General features: G+C 66.1%; 14 protein-coding genes. 6 read left to right on the top strand and 8 right to left on the bottom strand.

Features of this window, described 5'->3' with window-relative positions; all coding sequences use genetic code 11:
- The first annotated feature begins 136 nt into the window (after window positions 1–136).
- Entirely contained in the window at window positions 137–529 is a 393-nt protein-coding gene (locus tag R2E40_RS17260; protein ID WP_029304263.1) for a VOC family protein, read from the top strand.
- Window positions 530–604: 75 nt separating this feature from the next.
- On the opposite strand, the gene R2E40_RS17265 is transcribed toward R2E40_RS17260, so the two are convergent.
- The 5 genes from R2E40_RS17265 to R2E40_RS17285 form a co-directional block, all read right to left on the bottom strand.
- Complete coding sequence (locus R2E40_RS17265; RefSeq protein ID WP_011707051.1) at window positions 605–1,531, bottom strand: L,D-transpeptidase family protein; 927 nt, start codon at window positions 1,529–1,531, stop codon at window positions 605–607.
- 278 nt (window positions 1,532–1,809) lie between these two features.
- Window positions 1,810–3,093, bottom strand: a complete 1,284-nt coding sequence (locus R2E40_RS17270; protein ID WP_318163993.1) for a glycosyltransferase — start codon at window positions 3,091–3,093, stop codon at window positions 1,810–1,812.
- Complete coding sequence (locus R2E40_RS17275) at window positions 3,093–3,968, bottom strand: TauD/TfdA dioxygenase family protein (RefSeq protein WP_270797779.1); 876 nt, start codon at window positions 3,966–3,968, stop codon at window positions 3,093–3,095. Before R2E40_RS17275 ends, R2E40_RS17270 begins: the two co-directional genes overlap by 1 nt.
- Window positions 3,969–3,978: 10 nt before the next feature.
- Window positions 3,979–4,953 carry an isocyanide synthase family protein gene (locus R2E40_RS17280; protein WP_318163994.1) on the bottom strand — a complete coding sequence of 325 codons (975 nt, stop codon included), beginning with the start codon at window positions 4,951–4,953 and terminating at the stop codon, window positions 3,979–3,981.
- Between the two features lie 556 nt (window positions 4,954–5,509).
- Entirely contained in the window at window positions 5,510–6,346 is an 837-nt protein-coding gene (locus R2E40_RS17285; protein WP_318163995.1) for a patatin family protein, read from the bottom strand.
- A 141-nt stretch (window positions 6,347–6,487) separates the two neighbouring features.
- On the opposite strand from R2E40_RS17285, the gene R2E40_RS17290 reads away from it, so the two are divergent.
- Window positions 6,488–7,849: an endonuclease/exonuclease/phosphatase family protein gene (locus R2E40_RS17290; protein ID WP_318163996.1), complete on the top strand. Its 1,362-nt coding sequence runs from the start codon at window positions 6,488–6,490 to the stop codon at window positions 7,847–7,849.
- Between the two features lie 56 nt (window positions 7,850–7,905).
- Here the strand turns inward: R2E40_RS17290 and R2E40_RS17295 are convergent, their stop codons facing one another.
- From R2E40_RS17295 to dsrO, 3 genes are read right to left on the bottom strand one after another with little or no spacing between them, the layout of a single operon-like run.
- Window positions 7,906–11,013 (bottom strand): tetrathionate reductase subunit A, encoded by a 3,108-nt coding sequence (locus R2E40_RS17295; RefSeq protein ID WP_318163997.1) that lies wholly within the window; start codon window positions 11,011–11,013, stop codon window positions 7,906–7,908.
- On the bottom strand, window positions 11,013–12,119 hold the full coding sequence (nrfD, locus tag R2E40_RS17300; protein ID WP_318163998.1) for an NrfD/PsrC family molybdoenzyme membrane anchor subunit: 1,107 nt from the start codon (window positions 12,117–12,119) through the stop codon (window positions 11,013–11,015). Before nrfD ends, R2E40_RS17295 begins: the two co-directional genes overlap by 1 nt.
- Complete coding sequence (dsrO, locus tag R2E40_RS17305; protein WP_318163999.1) at window positions 12,109–12,897, bottom strand: sulfate reduction electron transfer complex DsrMKJOP subunit DsrO; 789 nt, start codon at window positions 12,895–12,897, stop codon at window positions 12,109–12,111. The genes nrfD and dsrO overlap by 11 nt, the downstream gene beginning before the upstream one ends.
- A 259-nt stretch (window positions 12,898–13,156) precedes the next feature.
- On the opposite strand from dsrO, the gene R2E40_RS17310 reads away from it, so the two are divergent.
- From R2E40_RS17310 to btsR, 4 genes are all read left to right on the top strand, one after another.
- Window positions 13,157–15,130 (top strand): PhnD/SsuA/transferrin family substrate-binding protein, encoded by a 1,974-nt coding sequence (locus tag R2E40_RS17310; protein WP_318164000.1) that lies wholly within the window; start codon window positions 13,157–13,159, stop codon window positions 15,128–15,130.
- Between the two features lies 1 nt (window position 15,131).
- The gene (locus R2E40_RS17315; RefSeq protein ID WP_318164001.1) at window positions 15,132–15,743 is read left to right on the top strand and encodes a response regulator transcription factor; all 612 of its coding nucleotides are present in this window, start codon (window positions 15,132–15,134) and stop codon (window positions 15,741–15,743) included.
- Window positions 15,744–15,965: 222 nt separating this feature from the next.
- Complete coding sequence (locus R2E40_RS17320; RefSeq protein WP_113994146.1) at window positions 15,966–17,660, top strand: sensor histidine kinase; 1,695 nt, start codon at window positions 15,966–15,968, stop codon at window positions 17,658–17,660.
- Window positions 17,654–18,391, top strand: a complete 738-nt coding sequence (gene btsR / locus R2E40_RS17325) for a two-component system response regulator BtsR (RefSeq protein ID WP_043167151.1) — start codon at window positions 17,654–17,656, stop codon at window positions 18,389–18,391. The genes R2E40_RS17320 and btsR overlap by 7 nt, the downstream gene beginning before the upstream one ends.
- Window positions 18,392–18,476: the final 85 nt, after the last annotated feature.

The following is an 18,476-nucleotide window of genomic DNA, read 5'->3' on the forward strand; positions in this document are numbered from 1 at the left end:
AAGCGGCGCCATCAGGCGCCGTTTTTTTAGCTCTGGCGCCCCTCATGGGCCGCTCCTAACCTCTAGGAAGCTGCCTGCGAGCTGCCGCGAGAGGCCGTCAGCAAGGAACAGCGCCGCCGGTCGCATCGGCCGGAACATGCTGGAGATCACCAAGATGGACAATACCCTGGTCTGGGCCGACATTCCGACACGGGATCTGGATCGCGCCATGGCCTTCTACTCGGCCCTGCTCGACGTGCCGGTCACGCCGATACAGGAGGAGATCCGCTTCGCCATGCTGCGCCACGATGGCAACAACGCAGCGGCCTGTCTCGGCCCCATGGACAAGTACCACCAACCGGGGCACACGGGCCCCCTCATCTACCTCGCCCTTGGCAAGCGCCTGCAGGAGGCTGAACAGCTGGTGCCCAAGATCGGCGGACGGGTGCTCGAGCCCCTGCACAGCATCGGCAGCGGCCATGGCTCCCGGGTCATCATAGAAGACACCGAGGGCAACTGGCTGGCCCTCTATGCGCCTCCCGCCAGCTGATAACCGGTGGCTGTGCCAGAAACAACAACGGCGACCTCATGGTCGCCGTTGTGCATTAGCCACTCTCCCCGGTCATCAGACCTGCGGGTTGAGACGGGTCGGCATGCCGGTACGCTGTTCCAGCACCTGCTTGACCACATTGGAGTCGCTGTCCATGTGGGCGATGAAGCGGGTGGTGGCCTGGGTCATGGGCAGCGGCACGGAGGCGGTGGAGTTGAACTCCTCCTCGTTGCGTGACAGCGGCTCGTGCACTTCCATGTAGCGACCGCCATCCGGCTCGACCGTGGTCTTGACCGGCTGGTTGACGAACTGGACGCGAGTGCCGACCGGCACGTTGTCGAACAGGTACTTGATGTCGTCGGCGCGCAGACGCACGCAGCCGCTGCTCACTCGCAGACCGATGCCGAAGGTGGCGTTGGTGCCGTGAATGGCGTACAGGTTGCCGATGTAGAGCGCGTGCAGACCCATGGGGTTGTCCGGACCGGCCGGCCAGACTGCAGGCAGGGTCTTGCCCTGGGCGGCGTAGCGGCGACGGATGTTCTCGGTCGGGGTCCAGGTCGGGTTGGCGCGCTTGCGCTCCACCTTGGTGATCCAGTTCTCCGGGGTGTTGACCCCCAGCTGGCCGATGCCAATGGGCAGCACCTGCACCACGTTCTTGCCTTTCGGGTAGTAGTAGAGACGCATCTCCGCCACGTTGATGACGATCCCTTCGCGGGGAGCGTTGGGCAGGATCAGCTGATGGGGGATGACCAGTTTGCTGCCCGCCTTGGGCAGGTAGGGGTCGACACCCGGGTTGGCTTCCATGATGTTGGTCAGACCCAACTGGAAGTCGGAGGCGATCTGCTCCAGCGGACGGTTGTCCGCGGGTACCACGTACTCCTGGTTCTCACCGATCAGGCGGCTGTTGGCTGCAGGCAGCTGGTATTCAACGGCGGCGGCCTGCTGGCTGACCAGCGCCAGAGTACATAAAAGAGCCGAAGCGGCTGTGCGAAGGGGATTCATAAAATTCCTGTGTGGTTTCCTGTACCAAGTTGGCCGACGGCCATTTCATCCTCGGTCTGGCCCGTGACGAGTCACCTTGCGTCCGAGGTCGATTACCGAGCGCGCATTCTTTCCTGAGTCGGCCAAAAATTCAACGTCGGGATCGCTCTTTTTGCAGGAAAAAGCGCATCCGGCGCCGCTGACGTCGCCTCTTGTCACCCTGGCCACCCTAGCAGCCACAAACTGAGCGCAAGCTGAACAACAGGGAGGCCATCGAGCCCCCCTGTTTCATCACGGGATCACCCTTGCCCGCCGAGCAGGGCCGTCACCGCCCCGGTGATGGCGGTGCGGGCATCGAGCGCAGCCATCTCGTCGGCCAGCAGCCGGGCCCTGGCCCGATAGCGCGGCTCGTGCACCAGCTTGCGCACCGCCGCCGCCACCGCGTCCGCCGTCGGCTCGTTGCAGTGCAGATTGATGCCGGCGCCGCTCCACGCCACCCGGGTGGCCACCTCCGCCTTGTCCTCCCCGGTGCCCGCCACCACCAGCGGCACCCCGTGGGCCAGCGCGGCCTGCACCGAGCCATAACCACCGTTGGTCACCAGCACGGCGGCGCGGGGCAGCGCCAGCTCGAACGGCACGTGTTCGGTGACGATGGCATTGGCCGGGACGGCGGCGCCGAGCCGCGCCGGATCCCGCCCGCCGGTGGTCAGCAGCAGTTGCAGCTCGTCGCCGGCCAGCCCCTGTATGGCCGGGATCAGCAGTTGCCCCAGATCCACGTTGGCCAGGGTGCCCTGGCTGACGATGACCAGCGGCCGCTCATCGAGCCGCTCCCACCAGGGCGGCGGCGTCAGCTCAATCCGGGATGGCAGCAGCGGGCCGACATAACGGATCACCCCCTCCAGCTCCGGTCGCTCATATTCAAAGCCGGCGCAGGAGAGCTGCAAAAAGGCATCGGGGGCCGTCACCATCACGTCGGTGAAGGGAGCCGTCAGCGGCGGCGCCCCCGCCTCGGCCAGCGCGGCATCGAAGCGCTGCTGAACCTCCCTTTGCAGTTGCCGGGTCGGCTCATCGAGCCAGGGCAGCTCGCCAAGGGAGCGGCGCAGCTCGGGAGGAATGCGCGGGCCGTAGAAGATGGCGTCCGGACTCGAGAAGGAGACCGGGTTCACCCCCAGCATCAGGATGGGAAGGCGCCGCCCGTCCCCCTGCTGCAACAGCGGCAGCACGCCGTAGAAGCCGTTCTCCACCAGCAGCAGATCCACCCCCTCTGCCGCGATCAGTGCCCGCAGATGGCTGTCGTGTTGCGCCATGGGGGCGGCGAAGAAGCGTTTGAGTGCCAGCGCCATCTGGGCGGCGCCGCTCAGGCTGGCCCGCTCGGGAAAATGCCGCTCCAGCGCCCGGTAGTCAAAGTCCAGCTCGGGGGCGAAGGGCACGAATTCGGCGCCAGTTGCGCGGATGCGCTGCTCGAACAGGGCGCCGCACAGCATCAGCACCCTATGCCCCTCCTCCACCAGCAGACGGGCCGCCGCCAGCATGGGATTGACGTGGCCCGGGGTGGCGGTGGCCGCCAGCAAAATGGTCGCCATCACGCCGCCCCTTGCGGCGCCAGCGCCGGGTTGAGACAGACCGGGCTGGCCTGGATGTGGACTCGCTGGATATGGCGCGCCGAGCGGGCGGTGAACCCCTCGCGGCCGTGCAGCAGACCGAGGTTGTCGGCAATCACCACGTCTCCCCCTTGCCACTGGTGGGCATAGAAGTAGCGCGGGTCGTAGAGCCGCTGGTGCAGATCCTGCAGGAAGGCGGCCTGTTCGCCGGGTGCCACCCCCTCAATCTCGAGGGCATGCTGGTTGAGAAAACGTACCCCCTCGCGCGGCGGCTCGTTGTAACGCAGCACCGTCTCGCCGCTCACCGGATGAGGCACCAGCAGCGGCGAGCGCACCTGGCCGCCGTAGTGCACCACCTGCTTGATGCGATAGGTGATGTGCACCCGCTCCCAGCGGGCCAGTCGCTCGCCGTCGAGTTCGGTGAGCAGCTGACGGGTATTGATGAAAGTGGTGCGCCCCCCTTCGTCCGCCGCCGGGGCGTGCACGCAGTGAAACAGCTGGAACTCGGGCAGGGTCGGCTTGTACATGCCGTCCCAATGCAGCGGCACATAGCTGGAGTCGAAGATGTGGTCGGTGGCGTTCTCGTGCTCCTTCACGTCCAGCACGGCGCCGAAGGGCCACATCATGATCTCGCCCCACTCCTCGCCGTAGCGGGTCAGCCGCTCGGGATCGGTGAAGCCGGACTCGAACCCGCGCAGGATCAGCACGCCGTGGCGGCGGGCCAGCTCGCGCAGCGCCTCGATAACCAGGCTCTGCACCGGCTGGGCGTTGCGGGCCGGTTCAATCAGCAGGCCGAACGGGGCCTGTGGCAGGATGCGGCAGCGCTCGCCGCCGAGGGTAACGATGGATGCAGTCATGGGAAGCTCCTCAGGCGGCGGCCTGCTTGCCGTTGATCAGGTAGTGGCTCGGACGGCCGTGGATATGGACCAGCTCATGCTCCATCGCCAGCACGTCGCGCCGCTTCATCAGCACGAACTGGCCATCCAGATTGGCCGCCACCCCGTGCCAGGGGGTGAGCCAGTCATCCCGGGTCGGCAGCATGTGGATGCCCATCTTCAGGCTGTGGCTCGCCTGGGGGTGGATGGAGAGACGGATCGCCTCGGGGAAGCGCTCCGCCAGCAGGTTGCCCCAGGCGCGGCTGCGCTGGATCACCGCATGGGTGCGCGCCTTGGCATCCCGCTGCAACGCCGTGTTGGAGAGCGGGGTGTCCGGCAGCTGGCTGTCTTCATAGAGGAAGCGGGTCATGGCGCGATAGAGGCGAATGCCCTCTTCGGTGCTTCTCACCTCTTCCGTTATCTGTGCCAGCGGCTCGGCATAGCGCTCCACCAGCTGTTCGCGCAGGGTGTCGAAGTCGCGGCTGGCGCAAAACTCGGCCATGCCCGCCACCATGCCCAAATGGAAGACCCCGAGGTGGGTCGCCCCCAGCTCCAGGATCAGCTGCTCGATGTGGGTCTGATAGGCGTCGATGGCCGGGTCCGCCACCCGGATGAGGTCACCGAACACGTGGCCGTCCGAGCAGATGAGGATCCGCATGCCGGGCGCGTAGTGCAGCTGAATGCGCTGGCAGAGGTGGTTGAGAAAGCTGAGGGAGAGCCGCTCCGCCATGTCCGGCAGGGTGCCCAGCACCTTGTTCGGATTGGGCGACTTGGTGGGGAAGGCGGGCAGCACGCAGGTGATGGTCTCGCCCCGCTCGATGAAGGCCTGCAGACGGGGGATCTGGATGGCGGCCACCTCGGCTTCCTCCTGCTGCTGCTCCAGAATGGGATCGGGGAAGCGGCGGCGATAAGGCAACAGCTCGGCAAATATATTTTGGGCAATATGATGGGAAGATAAACCACTCATTATTCCGGCTCCTTTGGCAGGATTAAAATCAATAAAGATGACTCTTTATCAATGCGTCCAGTCTCTGTCGTTATTATTTTTGTATCCGTTTGCTACCCAAACGAATCGAGAGGGGACAGTAGCCGAGATGAAGTCAGGCTATCAATTCGCCATTGATGTAAACAGATTCAACCCGCAGCGAATAATTTATTTCGCATAAGTTAAGTTTAACTATGCATATGAATAAAAACAGATTTTACTTAAATTGATGCGTATCAAATATCACCAATCAGAAAAGTTCCCCAACCGCTTTATTATTCAGTCACAATTTGACTCGTGGATTATTTAGCACAGCTTAATAGTGATATTTTTTCATGGCGGCAATCCTGACCATTTCGCTGTAAATATCGCAAATAATTATCCAGCTACATATTAAGCAGACGAACGGAGTGCAGCCACCGCCGCGCAAGAGGGGGAATGACCGGGCGAAATGACGCGTCTCAGATCTGCTGCGCCATCGCCATGCGCTTTCATGGTGGCGACCCCGACCGGAGCCGCAATGGTGTGCAAAGAGCGCCTAAGCGCTCCCTAGATAGTCGAGGGCCGCCTGCCAGCCCATCTGGTAACCCTGCTCCAGCCGCCCCCGGTCGGTGGTCATGCGGCCGACCCGAAAACCCGCCGGCGGCACTATGACCCGGATGCGGCAATCGGCCGGCGGCTGGCGGATGAAGTCGATGGCATCGTTGTAGCTTTGATGGCGCGACGGGCTGGCGCGAGCCAGGGCCGGCGTCTCGCGTAGCAGATAGCGATGCAGAGCGGGCAGGCGCGGCGCCCGCTTGCGATAGCCCAACGGGCGGGAGAGCACCACAGTGATGTCGCGCGCCCCCTGCTCATAGGCGTGGCGCACCGGAATGGAGTCGGCCACCCCGCCGTCCGTCATGGCCTCCCCGTCGATGCGCACGAAGTCCCGGTAGACCAGCGGCACCGAGCAGGAGGCCTTGATCTGCTGCTCCAGCTCGGCGGCGTTGGCCTTGAGGTAGGCGGCCTGACCGTCCGCTACCCGGGTGGCCACCACGGTCAGCGGCACCGGGTTGGCGGCAAAGCGCGCCAGATCGAGCCGGCACTCGCGGATGGTGATCGCCCACAGCCAGTCGAGATCGAGCCAGTGGCCGCCGCGCAAGAACTTGGCCAGGTTGATGAACTCGGGACGGCAGGAGTAGTCGGTGATGACGTTGTGGTTGCGCCCCTGCTGACCGGCCAGAAAGGCCGCCAGATTGACCGCCCCGGCCGATACCCCGATGCAGTGATCAAATGCCGTGCGGCCCTTGGCCAGAAACGCATCCAGCACCCCGGCGGCGAAAATGCCGCGCATGGCGCCCCCCTCGACCACCAGGGCCGTCTGTCGCCGACTCATCTCACCTCCCCGTTTTTGCTCTGTGAATGGTCTCACACTTTGGCCCATTCAGAGCCCGGCTGCCGGCCGGGATCCCTATAATGGGCACGCCTTCGCTCCCCATGAGCAAGGTATAACTTATTGATGCTACGGAATATTACAATGAAAAATATCAGCAAATCCCTACTGGCCGCTGCCATTTCCCTCGGATTGATGGCAGGCTGTAACAGCCAAAATGACTCCGAGACCCCGACCCCCATGGTTCGCTTCGCTACCTTCAACCTCTCCTTCGATCGCACCGCCGCCGGCATGCTGGCCGGTGAACTGGCCCTCAGTCGCACCGAGCAGGACGCCCTGCTGGCCCGCCTCGCCGACGGCACCTTGAGCGGCGCCGAGAAGACCAAGGCCCTCGACGTGCAGCAGATCCGCAACATCGCCGAAATCATCCAGCGCACCCGGCCGGACGTGTTCCTGCTGAGCGAATTCGACAATGACGGCAAAGGCGCCGACACCACGGACCTCAAAGCCTTCAACGACAACTACCTGGCCCATGCCCAGCACGACGAGGTGAAGGCCATCAGCTACCCGGTGCTGCAGAACTTCGCCACCAACACCGGTCTGATGAGCGGCCATGACCTCAACCTGGACGGCAAGGTCAACAACGGGCCGGACGACGCCTGGGGCTTTGGCAACTACCACGGCCAGTACGCCTTCGCCGTGATGTCCCAGTACCCCATCGATACCAAGCAGATCCGCACCTTCCAGAAATTCAAGTGGAAGGACATGCCGGGCGAAGTGAACCCCGTCATCGACGACTGCAACAATGCCAAGGCGCCGATCCCGGCCAGCCGCCAGTGCGGCGATGCCTGGTATGACGACGCCGCCTGGCAGGCCTTCCCGCTCTCGTCCAAGAACCACGCCGACGTGCCGGTGCGCATCAAGCGCGGCAACAAGGAGGAGGTGATCCACTTCCTCATCTCCCACCCGACTCCGCCTATCTTCGGCAACGCGGCGCGCCACAACGTCAAGCACAACCGGGCCGAAGTCGCCTTCTGGCAGGATTACGTGGAGACCGCCAGCTACATGGTGGATGACGCCGGCAAGGCTGGTGGCCTGCCCGCGGGCGCCAAGTTCGTCATCGCCGGCGATCTCAACGCCGATCCCCAGATTGGCGATGGGGATCTCACCGCCATTCAGGATCTGCACAACCATGTGCTGGTCAATCAGGCCGTCACCAACGGCGCCCTGATCCCGGTCAGCCAGGGCGGGCCCGAGTGCCTCGCCAGCCAGCCGGATCAGTGCAAGCGCAACAACAACCGCCCCACCCCGGAGCGCATCACCAGCAGTAGCGGCCTGCAGCTCGACCACGTGCTGCCCTCCGCCAACCTGAACGCGGTCGCCTCCGGCGTGTTCTGGCCGGCCAGCTTCGAGCCGGGCTACCACCTGGTGTATGACGCCAAGCTGGGCATCGCCAAGGGAGTCAGCTCGGATCACCGCCTGGTGTGGGTCGACTTCAAACTGTGACAGTGACGCAGAGCAGATAAGCAACGGGGCCCGCAGGCCCCGTTTTCATTGGATCGTCATACCAGCTTCTCCACCCGGGCCGGCAGCCCCTGGCGGGCCGACGAGCCGATGGCCCAGTCCACCAGGGGGTAGCGGCCATGGCGGCTGGGATCCAGCACCGCCAGATCGTTGAGGTTGACTCCGGCTCCGCGCAGCGGATTGGCGACCACTTTCTGGCCGTCTATCCAGTGTTCCCGCGCCCCCAGCTCCTTGTGGCCGAAGCCGTGCTCGATGGCGATGGCATCGGCCTGCACCCCGGCCACGCACTCGGCCACCCCGATCACGCTGCCATCCGGGGTGCTGACCCGCACTCTGTCCCCGCTCTCGATGCCCAGCTGCGCCGCCGTCCGCGCATTGAGCCGCACCCGGTTGCTGGGGTTCACCTGGCGCAGGCGATCCGAGCCAATGCTCATGGAGCTCATGGTGTGGGACTTGTAGCTGGTGAGCAGCAGGGGCCACCGGGCCGGCTTGAACGCTTCGTTGAGCGGCGTGCCATCCGCCAGTTGGGAGCGGAAGAAACGTGGGGTGCCGCTCAGGAACCGGCCGCTCTGGCTGTGACGACGGCTGCCCACCTCGGGATTCCACAACATCAATGGCTTTGGCCAGCGCTTGCTCGGCTGACCGGCCTCGTCGCGCCCCTTGGCGACGGGTTCGAAGCGTCCACCGCGGGCGAAGAGGTAGGCGGCGCGGCTCGCCTCCTCCGGGCTCAGAGTGGCATTGAGGACGGGCATGATGCGCTCCACCCCGGACCAGGCAAGATCCTCAGGCTCTATGGCTGGCACCGGCTCGCCGAGATAGGCGACGTTGGCCGCGCCGTAGAGGGAGAAGTCCGCCGCCCGGTTCAAGCCGTGCACCTTGCCGTCCGCCCCTTTGAGCGCCCCCTCGCCAAAGCCCGGCAGCCCCAGCCGTTTGGCCACCGCGATAAAGAAGGACTCCATGCAGACCGGATCCCCCTCGGCAGTCTTGGCGACACGGGGCTCCACGATGGGCCAGCGGCCGGTGGAGACCTTGGTCATCACCCCGTGCCAGGCGGTGGCCCAGCCCCAGGACTCGTAGGTGAGGGTGTCCGGCACCAGGTAGTCCGACAGCGCCGAGGACTCGTTGATGAAGCTGTCGATGCTGATAAAGAGCGGCAGCACGGCAGGGTCCTTGAGCTGCTCACCTATGGCCTTGGCGAGCCCGGCCTGGCCGTAGAGGGGGTTGCCCATGTGGTTGATCCAGGCCTTGAGCCGGTAGGGGTAACCGTTCACCGCCGCGGTCAGGTGTTCGCCGAGCAAGGGGCCCGAGATCGGGAACCAGGGTTCTTGCGCCGGATAGGGGTTCTGGCCGGCCTCGCGCTTGCGGCGATATTCGGAGGTCTTCTCGTAGGGGAACTTGGAGCGCGACAGGAAGACCCCGGCGGGCTTGACCATACCGGGGAAGCTCGCCAGATCGTAGCGCGGCCCTGCCCCGAAGGGATCGAACTTGCCGCCGCTCGCCACGGCGCCACCCCGGGCATTGAGGTTGCCGATCATGACGTTGAGCATCATGATGGCCCAGGCCGAGTAGAAGCCGTTGGCGCTCATGGTACCGCCGTGGGAGACCACAGCAGCCCGGGTGCCGTGGCTGGTGAACTCCCGCGCCAGCGCCTCGATGTCGGCCACCGGCACGGCGCACTCGGCGCTGTATTGCGCGAGAGTGTGCTCCCGGCACGCCTCGGCCAGCAGCTGGAAGCTGCTCTTGACCGTGAACTCCCCCTTGGGGCACTGGATGAGGCTATTCACCCAGAGGTTGGCCCGCTCGCACTGGCCAGCGGGTCTCGGCTCGCCGCTGCCCGCAGCCTCTACCAGCATGGCATCCCCCTCCCCATAGGCTTCCCCCTCAAAGGGCAAGCCGAGATCGCTGGCCCGCAGCATCTGGCCGAAGCGTGGGTGGGACTCGTCGCACAGCACCAGGTGGCTGGCGTTGCAAAAACCGCGATAGCCGGCCCGCTCGGCAGCGGCAGCATGGGGTGCCGTCAGGAAGGGCTCGGCGTAGCGTTGGTTGTCGATGATCCAGCGCAGCATGGCCATGGCCAGCGCCGAGTCGGTGGCGGGCCGGATGGGCAGCCAGCGGTTGGCGGGGGCGGACGGCATGTTCACCGTGTTGGGCAGGCTGGGGGCCACCACCACGTAGGAGAACGGCTTGCCCGGTCGCGCCCGGTTCGCCGCCAGCTGACGGGACTGACGCTTGAAGGGGTTGCCCGATTGCTGGGGCGAGGTGCCCATGAACAGCAGGAAGTCGCTCTCGTCCCAGTCCGGCTTGAGGTGGGCGTTCTTCTCCAGATCGTCCAGCAGGGCGCCGGCCCCGACCCGGAACGACAGGCCGCAGTAAGCGCCGTGGTTGGCGAAGTTGCGGGTGCCGAAGCTGTTGAAGGTGAAGCGCTTGATGAAGTGATCCCGCCCCTCGTCCGAGGCGTTGCTCACCAGCAGCTGGTTGGCCCTGGGGCCGTACTCCGGGTTGGCCGGGTCGAGCGGCTCGGCGAGGTTGCGAATGGCCCGCAGCCCATCAACCTGGCCCTCGCCAAACAGATCGCCCCCTTCCACCACCTCGGCCACCAGCTGCTCGAAGGGGATGCTCTGCCAGCGACCGCTGCCACGGGGCCCCACCCGCTTGAGACAACGGGTGACCCGCTGCGGGCTGTCGAGCTGCTCCAGCATGGCATTGCCACGGGCGCAGGCGGTGGAGCGCCCGTCCAGCCCCTCTTCCTGGTAGCCACTGGTGGCGAGCAGCGCCTGCTTGATCGGGGTCTTGAAGTCGATGTGATGGCGAGCGGAGAGGGGATGATAGGGGTTGCCCAGGATCCGCACTATCTGGTCGCGTTCGTTGTCGATGCGGGCCCGCACTCCGCACAGGGTCCAGCAGCCGAGGCACATGGTGTTGGCAACCCGCTGGTCCGGGTTGGGGTGCAGCTCCCCCCGCTCGTCAACCCGGTACTCCACGGCCAGCGAGTTGCCATGGATCGGATCCCGGGTCGGCTGGCCCGAGCTGCCGGTGGTGAGGCCGCTCGCCACCTGCTTGAGGGTGTCGCTGTAACCGGCGACGAACAACCCGGTGCCGCCGGCGATGGCGGCGCCCTTGAGAAATTTGCGTTTGCTGTGATCCATCAGAGTGCCTCGCGTGCAAAAGGAGTGGGTGCCTTGATGGCGGGGGAAGCAGAGGGGCGCACCAGCTCCGAGAGAGCCACCAGCAGGGCCAGCAGCAGACCGAAGGTGCCGAGAATGCCGAGCACACCGGCCGGGCCCCAGGCGATTTCATAGAGATAGACGCCAGCCCCGTACTTGGGTGCGAGCTGCCCCTGGATCAGCACCAACCAGCGCAGGCCCCACACCAGGTGCAGCCCCAGCAGCGCCAGCCCCCAGAGTGCCAGGCGGGCAGAGATCCTGGGCCGCAGCAGCATCAGCAGGCTGGCCAGCCCCAGGGTCAGCAACAGCCAGTGGGCCGCCAGCCGCCAGCTCGGGTCGAGCCGATAGAGGGCTGCGGCCTCTGTTGCCGAAGCGCCACCAAACAGGGCCCAGCCCAGCAGGGAGAGGGCCAGCAGGCCTAACGTCCAGCCACTCTGGCGCAGCAGGGTCGACTCGGTCTGGCCCCCCCAGCCCGCCAGCAAGCGGTTGAGCAGCAGCAGGGCACTCTGGGCCCCCAGCACGGCGCTCAGGGTCAGCAGCCAGGGCAACCAGGGGGTATGCCAGAGCGGGCGCGCCGCCACCGCCATGGTCTCGAGCCCGGTGTAGAGGGCGATGCTGAGCCCGCTCAGGGCCGCCAGCAGAGAGAGGGGCCGCAGCCAAACGTGCCCCGACCAGCTTCCCAGGCAGAGCAGCCGGGCAAGGCGGGCTATCTTGTCCCCTTCTGCGCCGCGCCGGGCCAGGGCAGGCCTTATCAGCAGCCAACCGAGCAGCATGGAGAGCAGGCTGAACAGCGGCAGCAGATAGGCGCCATACCACATGACGGAGCCAAAGCGCGTCTGGGCGTAGAAGTGCCAGGCCCGGGCCGGCTGGTGCAGATCTGCGGTCAGGGCGATGGGAGCCACCAGACCGGCCGCCACCATCAGCACCGCCGCCAGGGTCTGCAGCCGCGGGTCCGGCGCCTTGCGCCACAGCTCAAACGCGCCGAGCCAGAGGGCCCCGTAGGCGAGGCCGATGAGAAAGAAATATTGCACCGCCCAGGGCAGCCAGGTGATGGGCTGAGCCGGGGCCAGCAGTTCGTTAATGACCATGGGCTATCTCCTTGCCATCGTCGGTGAGCAGGGTGCGCAGGGCCGGGTTGCCGTCGACCTTGCTGACGAAGGCCTCGTCCATGCCGAGATAAAAGACCCGCGGCTGGGTATTGGCCTCGGGCTTGAGCACCTTGAGCGCCGGCTCGTGTTCGCGCAGCAAGCGGCTTATCCGGCTCGCGGGGTCGTTCAAATCGCCTATGATGCGCGCCTCGCCGACACAGCTCTCCACGCAGGCGGGCAAGAGCCCCGCCTCCAGCCGATGGGCGCAGAAGGTGCACTTGTCGGCGGTGTTGGTCTCGTGGTTGATGAAGCGGGCGTCGTAGGGGCAGGCCTGCACGCAGTAACCGCAGCCGACGCACCAGTCGTTGTTGACCACGACGATGCCGTCGTCGCGCTGGAAGGTGGCGCCAGTGGGGCAGACATCGAGGCAGGCGGGCTCGGCACAGTGGTTGCAGAGCCTTGGCAGCATCAAGAGGGAGGCGGGAGCCTCGAGGGCGGCCACGTCACTCACCTCGTACTGGCTCACCGTGGTGCGAAACTGGCCGAGTGGAGGCTGGTTTTCGATGGTGCAGGCCACGGTGCAGGCCTGACAGCCGACGCAGCGGCGCAGGTCGATCAGCATGCCGTAACGCTTGCGCCCGTCCCCCCGGCTGATGGCCGCTCGCCCGTTGCGGGGAGCGGGAACGGACTGCGCCTGAACCTGGGTGACTGGGATCAGGGCCGCCCCTGCGGTGAGGGCGGCGATCCCGGATAACAATCGGCGCTTGCTGGGCTCCATGGCGTCTTTCCTTCTGCTGAGCTGGCTTGAAAGGGGTTTGGCCGATTGTCCTCAACGCAGGAAGTCGCCTCTATTGTGGTTTTCCACATACCGGGAGACGGGTTGATCCAGCGCAATAAAAAATGCCCCAGCCCTGCTGAACTGTGACCGGGGCGGCGTTTGCCGCCCCTCCCGGCCCCGTTCGCGTGCAAGCGCGCGCCCCGGTGATAGACTGCCCCCTTTGCACCGAGAGGAGAGCCCCCTGCACGCCCCAGTTCCCTTGCCTCTGCTCAGCCTGCTGCTCTGGCTCGCCCTGTCAGCCCTGCCGCTGCGGGTGCAGGCCGCCCCGACCCCCTCTTCGCCAGCGCCGGCCCGACAGGAATCCGCACCATCCCAGGCCACGCCGGTGCAGACCATGGCCGAGCCGATACGCATCGGCGTGCTGGCAACCCGCGGTCCGGCCCTGGCCAGAGCCCAGTGGCAACCGCTGCTGCGCTGGCTGGCTCAGCGCGTGCCAGGCCATCGCTTCGTACTGCATCCGCTGGGGCTCGATGAGCTGGCCGAGGCCGTCGCCCGCGAGCACCTCGATTTCGTCATCACCAACCCGGGCCAGTCGGTGAGTCTGGCGCGCCAGTACCCGCTGGCCTGGCTCGCCACCCTCAAGAGCCCGGCCGGGGGGGACAACCTCGCCATCGGCGCGGCGCTGGTGGTGCCCGCCCAGGCCCCCTACCGACACTGGCGTGACCTCGAGGGGCAAGCGGTCGCCGCCGTTTCGGAGAACGCCTTCGGCGGCTACCTCGCCTATCGCTTTGAGGCGGGCGAACAGGGGGTCAGGCTGGAGCACTTCTTCTCCACCGTGCAGTTCACCGGCTTTCCGCTGGACCGGCTCATCGAGCGGCTGGCGGCAGGGGAGGTGGCCGCCGCCATCGTGCCGGTGTGCCAGCTCGAGCGCATGGAGCGGGAGGGCAAGGTCGCCAGGGGGGCGTTTCGGGTGCTGGACGATCAGGCACCGGCCGGTTTTGGTTGCCAGAGCTCGACCCGACTCTACCCCAACTGGTCCTTCGCCAAGACAGAGCGGGCATCCCCCGCGCTGGCGCTGGCGGTGACCCGCGCGCTGTTCGACCTGCCCGCTGATAGCGAGGCGGCCATCGCCGCCGATTCGGCGGGCTGGACCGTGCCCACCAGCGAGCTCGCCATCGACCGCCTGCTCAAGGCGCTGGATCGCCACCCGCTGCAGGGCCCCTGGTGGCAAGCGGCCTGGCACTGGCTGCGCCAGCATCAACAGTGGGGCTGGGGCGCCCTGGCGCTGGTACTGCTGCTGGGGGGCCACCACCTGCTGCTGCAATACCTGTTCAACCGCAGCCAGCGCCGGCTGCTCAAAGCCCGCCACCAGCTCGAGCAGAAGGGACGCCAGCTGGCACAGGCCAGACGGCTCGCCGAACTGGGCGAGCTGGGCGCCAACGTGGCCCACGAGATCAATCAGCCCCTCAGCGCCATCGCCAACTACAGCCAGGGGGCCTTGTTGCGACTGGACAGATTGGCACAGGATCCGGCCCAGGCTGCCGCCCAGGCCTCCCTGCGTCAGGCCCTGGAACAGATAGGGCTCCAGGTCCAGCGCATCACCCAGACCGTCAACCGGCTCAGGGCCCGGCTGCAAAAGCGCCCTCCCCGCTTCGCGCCTTGCGATCTGCCCACCCTGGTGGCGGAGTTGTGCCCCCTGCTGGAGCAGATGCTGGCGCCGCTCGACGTCGCCCTCTCCCTGCACTGGCGGGGCCAGCCGCGCCGGCTGCCTCTGGACGGCACCGGGATGGAGCAGCTGCTGGTCAACCTCATCAAGAATGGCGCCGAGAGTGCGGCGCAGAGTGTAGCGAAGAGTGCAGCGAAGAGTGCGGTGAAGAAGGCGCGCACCGCTGTTCACACTCCTGCTCACCCCCCTGCGCAAGCAGCGGCACAGGAGCCTGCCCGGGTCGAGCTGTTGATCGCCTTCGAGGCGCAGAGTTTGCTGCTGGAGATCCGCGACAACGGCGCCGGCCTGAGGGTCCCCGCCACCGAACTGCAGCAGGCGTTTTACAGCGACAAGCCGGATGGCATGGGGCTGGGGCTGGGGCTGGCCATCTGCCGGGAGGTGGTCGAGAGCCATCGCGGCCAGTTCAGTCTGGAGAACCTGAGCCCCCACGGCTGCCTGGCCCGGGTCATTCTGCCCGTGCCGCCCCCCGACCCCCTCCTTTCATCCACCGACATGCCGAGGAACTGAGATGCCGACCCCTGCCCGCCCCCCGCTCTATCTGGTTGACGACGACGAGGCCGTGCTCGACTCCCTGCGCTTCATGCTGGAGAGCTGCGACGAGCGGCCGCTGTTCAGCTTTGCCGATGGCGAGCGCTTTCTGGCCGAGGTCGACCTGCACCAGCCCGCCTGCCTCATCCTCGACTGCCGCATGCCGGGGCTGTCGGGCCCCGAGGTGCAGCAGCGGCTGAAGGCGGCCCAGAGCCCCATCGCCATCCTGTTTCTCACCGGCCACGGCGAGGTGCCGCTGGCGGTGGAGTCCCTCAAGCTGGGGGCGGTGGATTTCTTGCAAAAGCCGGTGCAGCTGGCCCCTCTGCTCGCCGCCATCGCACGGGCCGAGCAGGCAACGCTGAGTGCGGCCACCCGTTTCGCCCAGCTGGCCGCCTATCAGCGGCTCACCCCGCGCGAGCACCAGCTGCTGCAGCTCATCGCCCGGGGCCACAAGAATCAGCAGATAGCGCAGGAGCTCTGTATCTCGGTGCGCACCGTCGAGGTGTGCCGCGCCAGCCTGATGCGGCGCCTCGAGGTTGACTCCCTGGCCGAGCTGATGCTGCTCTATGCAAACGTCCATTCAGCCCCCTGAGCCAAGCCACTAATCCAGGCCCCTGAGCCAGGCCGGGAGAGTGACCCACTTGCCGGGCCTATGCCCAGTCCCATCTGCCGCACAGGGGATGCCTTTGGCTCAGGGTGCCGGCAAATCTGTGCGCAGGCGCGCTATTCCGGCGCCCGCGGCTTGCAGCGCAAATCGGGGTTTGCTAATACTCCGCGTCCATTGGATGAGCATCCCCATTCGAGATAGTGTGCCGTGGCTTTCGAACAATTCGCGCTCGTGATATCTCTCTTCCAGCAGCTCTGCGTCTATCTGGTGATCGCCTGGCTGCTCTCCAAGACGCCGCTGTTCATGCCGCTGACTCAGGTGACCCTGAGCTGGCCCCACAAGATCCTCTGCTACCTCATCTTCTCCGGCTTCTGCGTGATGGGCACCTATTTTGGCCTCAGGGTCGAGGACTCCATCGCCAACACCCGCGCCATCGGCGCCGTGCTCGGCGGCATCGTCGGCGGCCCTGTGGTTGGCCTGCTGGTGGGGCTGACCGGCGGCATCCATCGCTACTCGCTGGGGGGCTTTACCGCGCTGGCCTGCACCTTCTCCACCATCGCCGAGGGGCTGCTCGGCGGCCTGGTGCACCGCCACTTCGTCGCCCGCCACCGGCTCGACCTGCTGTTCAGCCCCTGGGTGGTGGGATCTGTAGCCCTCATCGCCGAACTGATGCAGATGGGCATCATCTTGCTGGTGGCCCGCCCGTTTGACGACGCCGTCCACCTCATCGAGAACATCATCGCCCCCATGCTGGTGGCCAATACCCTGGGGGCCGCCATGTTCATGCGGATGATCCTCGATCACCGCGCCATGCTGGAGAAGTACTCGGTTGCCTTCTCCGCCCGCGCCCTCAAGATCGCCGAGCGGGCGATGCGGGTGCTGGACAAGGGCTTCACCCAGGAGGCGTGCCAGCAGATGGCGCGCATCCTCTACGAGGAGACCGGGGTGGGTGCGGTGGCCATCACCGATCGGGAGAAGCTGCTCGCCTTCATCGGCATCGGCGAGGATCACCACCTGCCGGGTACCGCCATCAACTCGGCCCACACCTTCAAGGCGATCCAGCACAACGAGGTGGTCTATGCCGACGGCAACCTCATCCCCTACAGCTGCAACCTGCATCCCCAGTGCCGACTCGGCTCCTCACTGGTCATTCCGCTGCGGGGGGAAGAGGGGTCGGTGGTGGGCACCATCAAGCTCTACGAGCCCAAGCGCAAGTTCTTCTCCTCCATCAACCGCACCCTGGGGGAAGGGATTGCGCGGCTGCTCTCCGGCCAGATCCTGGCCAGCAAGTACAACGAGCAGAAGCGACTGCTGGCCCAGTCGGAGATCAAGCTGTTGCAGGCGCAGATCAACCCGCACTTCCTGTTCAACGCCCTCAACACCCTGGCGGCGGTGATCCGGCGCGACCCCGAGGATGCCCGCACCCTGGTGCACCACCTCTCCACCTTCTTTCGCAAGAACCTCAAGCGGCAAGGGGACGAGGTGACCCTGGCCGACGAACTGGAGCACGTGAACGCCTACCTGCACATCGAGCAGGCTCGCTTCGCCGAGCACCTGAGCGTGCAGATCCAGATTCCCGAGCCGCTGCTGGAGTACCGGCTACCCACCTTCTCCCTGCAACCCATCGTCGAGAACGCCATCAAGCACGGCATCTCCCAGATGTTCGAGCCCGGCCGGCTCACTCTGACGGCGCGGCAGGAGGGCGAGCAGCTGGTGCTGGAGGTAGAGGACAACGCCGGTCTCTATCAGGCCAAGCGGGAGGAGAGCGGCCTTGGCATGAACATAGTGGACCGACGCATCAAGGCCCGTTACGGCGCCGAGTACGGGGTCACCATTCACTGCGAGCCCCATCAATCCACCCGGGTGAGGATCACCCTTCCCCTGCAGGAGAGCCCATGCTGACCGCCCTGATCGTCGACGATGAACCCCTCGCCCGCGAGGAGCTGCGGCTGCTGCTGGAGCAGGCGGGCAACATCCGCCTGCTGGGGGAGTGTGCCCACGCCATGGAGGCGCTGCCCGCCATCCACCGCCTCAAACCCGACCTGCTGTTTCTCGACATCCAGATGCCGCGCATCAGTGGGCTGGAGCTGGTGAGCATGCTGGACCCGGACTTGCGCCCCCACATCGTCTTCATCACCGCCTACGACGAGTTTGCCCTGCGCGCGTTCGAGGAGAACGCCCTCGACTACCTGCTCAAGCCGGTCACCAGCGAACGGATGAACAAGGCGCTGGAGCGCATCCAGCGGCTGCTCTCGCCAAAAGGTGAGCTGGCAGGCCAGCCGCTGCCGGATCCGACCCGCATCGCCCAGCCCCTGCGCAGCATTCCCTGCAGCGGCCACAACCGCATTCTGCTGCTGCCTCTTGGCGAGGTGGAGTTCGTCCACAGCGATCTGGCCGGCAACAAGGTGGTGAGCGCCCAGCAGCAGGGCACCACCGAGCTGACCCTGCGCACCCTGGAGGAGAAGACCGGCTTCGTGCGCTGTCACCGCCAGTACCTGCTCAATCCCGGCCAGATCCGCGAGATCCTGCTGCTCGACGGCGGGCTGGCAGAGGTGGTGACCCAGGGCGGCCACAAGGTGCCGGTGAGCCGCCGCTACCTCAAGCCCCTCAAGGAGCTGCTGGAGATCCCCTGAGGGGCGGGCCACCCTCCCCGCTCCTGCTCTGCCCGTTACCACTCACCCGCTTGCCACACCCGCCAGCTCATCCCTCAAACCGCTC

Origin of the sequence: Aeromonas sp. CD (genome assembly GCF_033349375.1) — a bacterium.
Classification (GTDB): domain Bacteria; phylum Pseudomonadota; class Gammaproteobacteria; order Enterobacterales; family Aeromonadaceae; genus Aeromonas; species Aeromonas hydrophila.

Coding starts and splice junctions, on each gene's coding strand:
- nrfD (WP_318163998.1), bottom strand. CDS start 12,119: ATGGTCATTAACGAACTGCTGGCCCCGGCTCAGCCCATCACCTGGCTG.
- R2E40_RS17275 (WP_270797779.1), bottom strand. CDS start 3,968: ATGACTGCATCCATCGTTACCCTCGGCGGCGAGCGCTGCCGCATCCTG.
- R2E40_RS17290 (WP_318163996.1), top strand. CDS start 6,488: ATGAAAAATATCAGCAAATCCCTACTGGCCGCTGCCATTTCCCTCGGA.
- R2E40_RS17260 (WP_029304263.1), top strand. CDS start 137: ATGCTGGAGATCACCAAGATGGACAATACCCTGGTCTGGGCCGACATT.
- R2E40_RS17270 (WP_318163993.1), bottom strand. CDS start 3,093: ATGGCGACCATTTTGCTGGCGGCCACCGCCACCCCGGGCCACGTCAAT.
- dsrO (WP_318163999.1), bottom strand. CDS start 12,897: ATGGAGCCCAGCAAGCGCCGATTGTTATCCGGGATCGCCGCCCTCACC.
- R2E40_RS17315 (WP_318164001.1), top strand. CDS start 15,132: ATGCCGACCCCTGCCCGCCCCCCGCTCTATCTGGTTGACGACGACGAG.
- R2E40_RS17295 (WP_318163997.1), bottom strand. CDS start 11,013: ATGGATCACAGCAAACGCAAATTTCTCAAGGGCGCCGCCATCGCCGGC.
- R2E40_RS17265 (WP_011707051.1), bottom strand. CDS start 1,531: ATGAATCCCCTTCGCACAGCCGCTTCGGCTCTTTTATGTACTCTGGCG.
- btsR (WP_043167151.1), top strand. CDS start 17,654: ATGCTGACCGCCCTGATCGTCGACGATGAACCCCTCGCCCGCGAGGAG.
- R2E40_RS17285 (WP_318163995.1), bottom strand. CDS start 6,346: ATGAGTCGGCGACAGACGGCCCTGGTGGTCGAGGGGGGCGCCATGCGC.
- R2E40_RS17280 (WP_318163994.1), bottom strand. CDS start 4,953: ATGAGTGGTTTATCTTCCCATCATATTGCCCAAAATATATTTGCCGAG.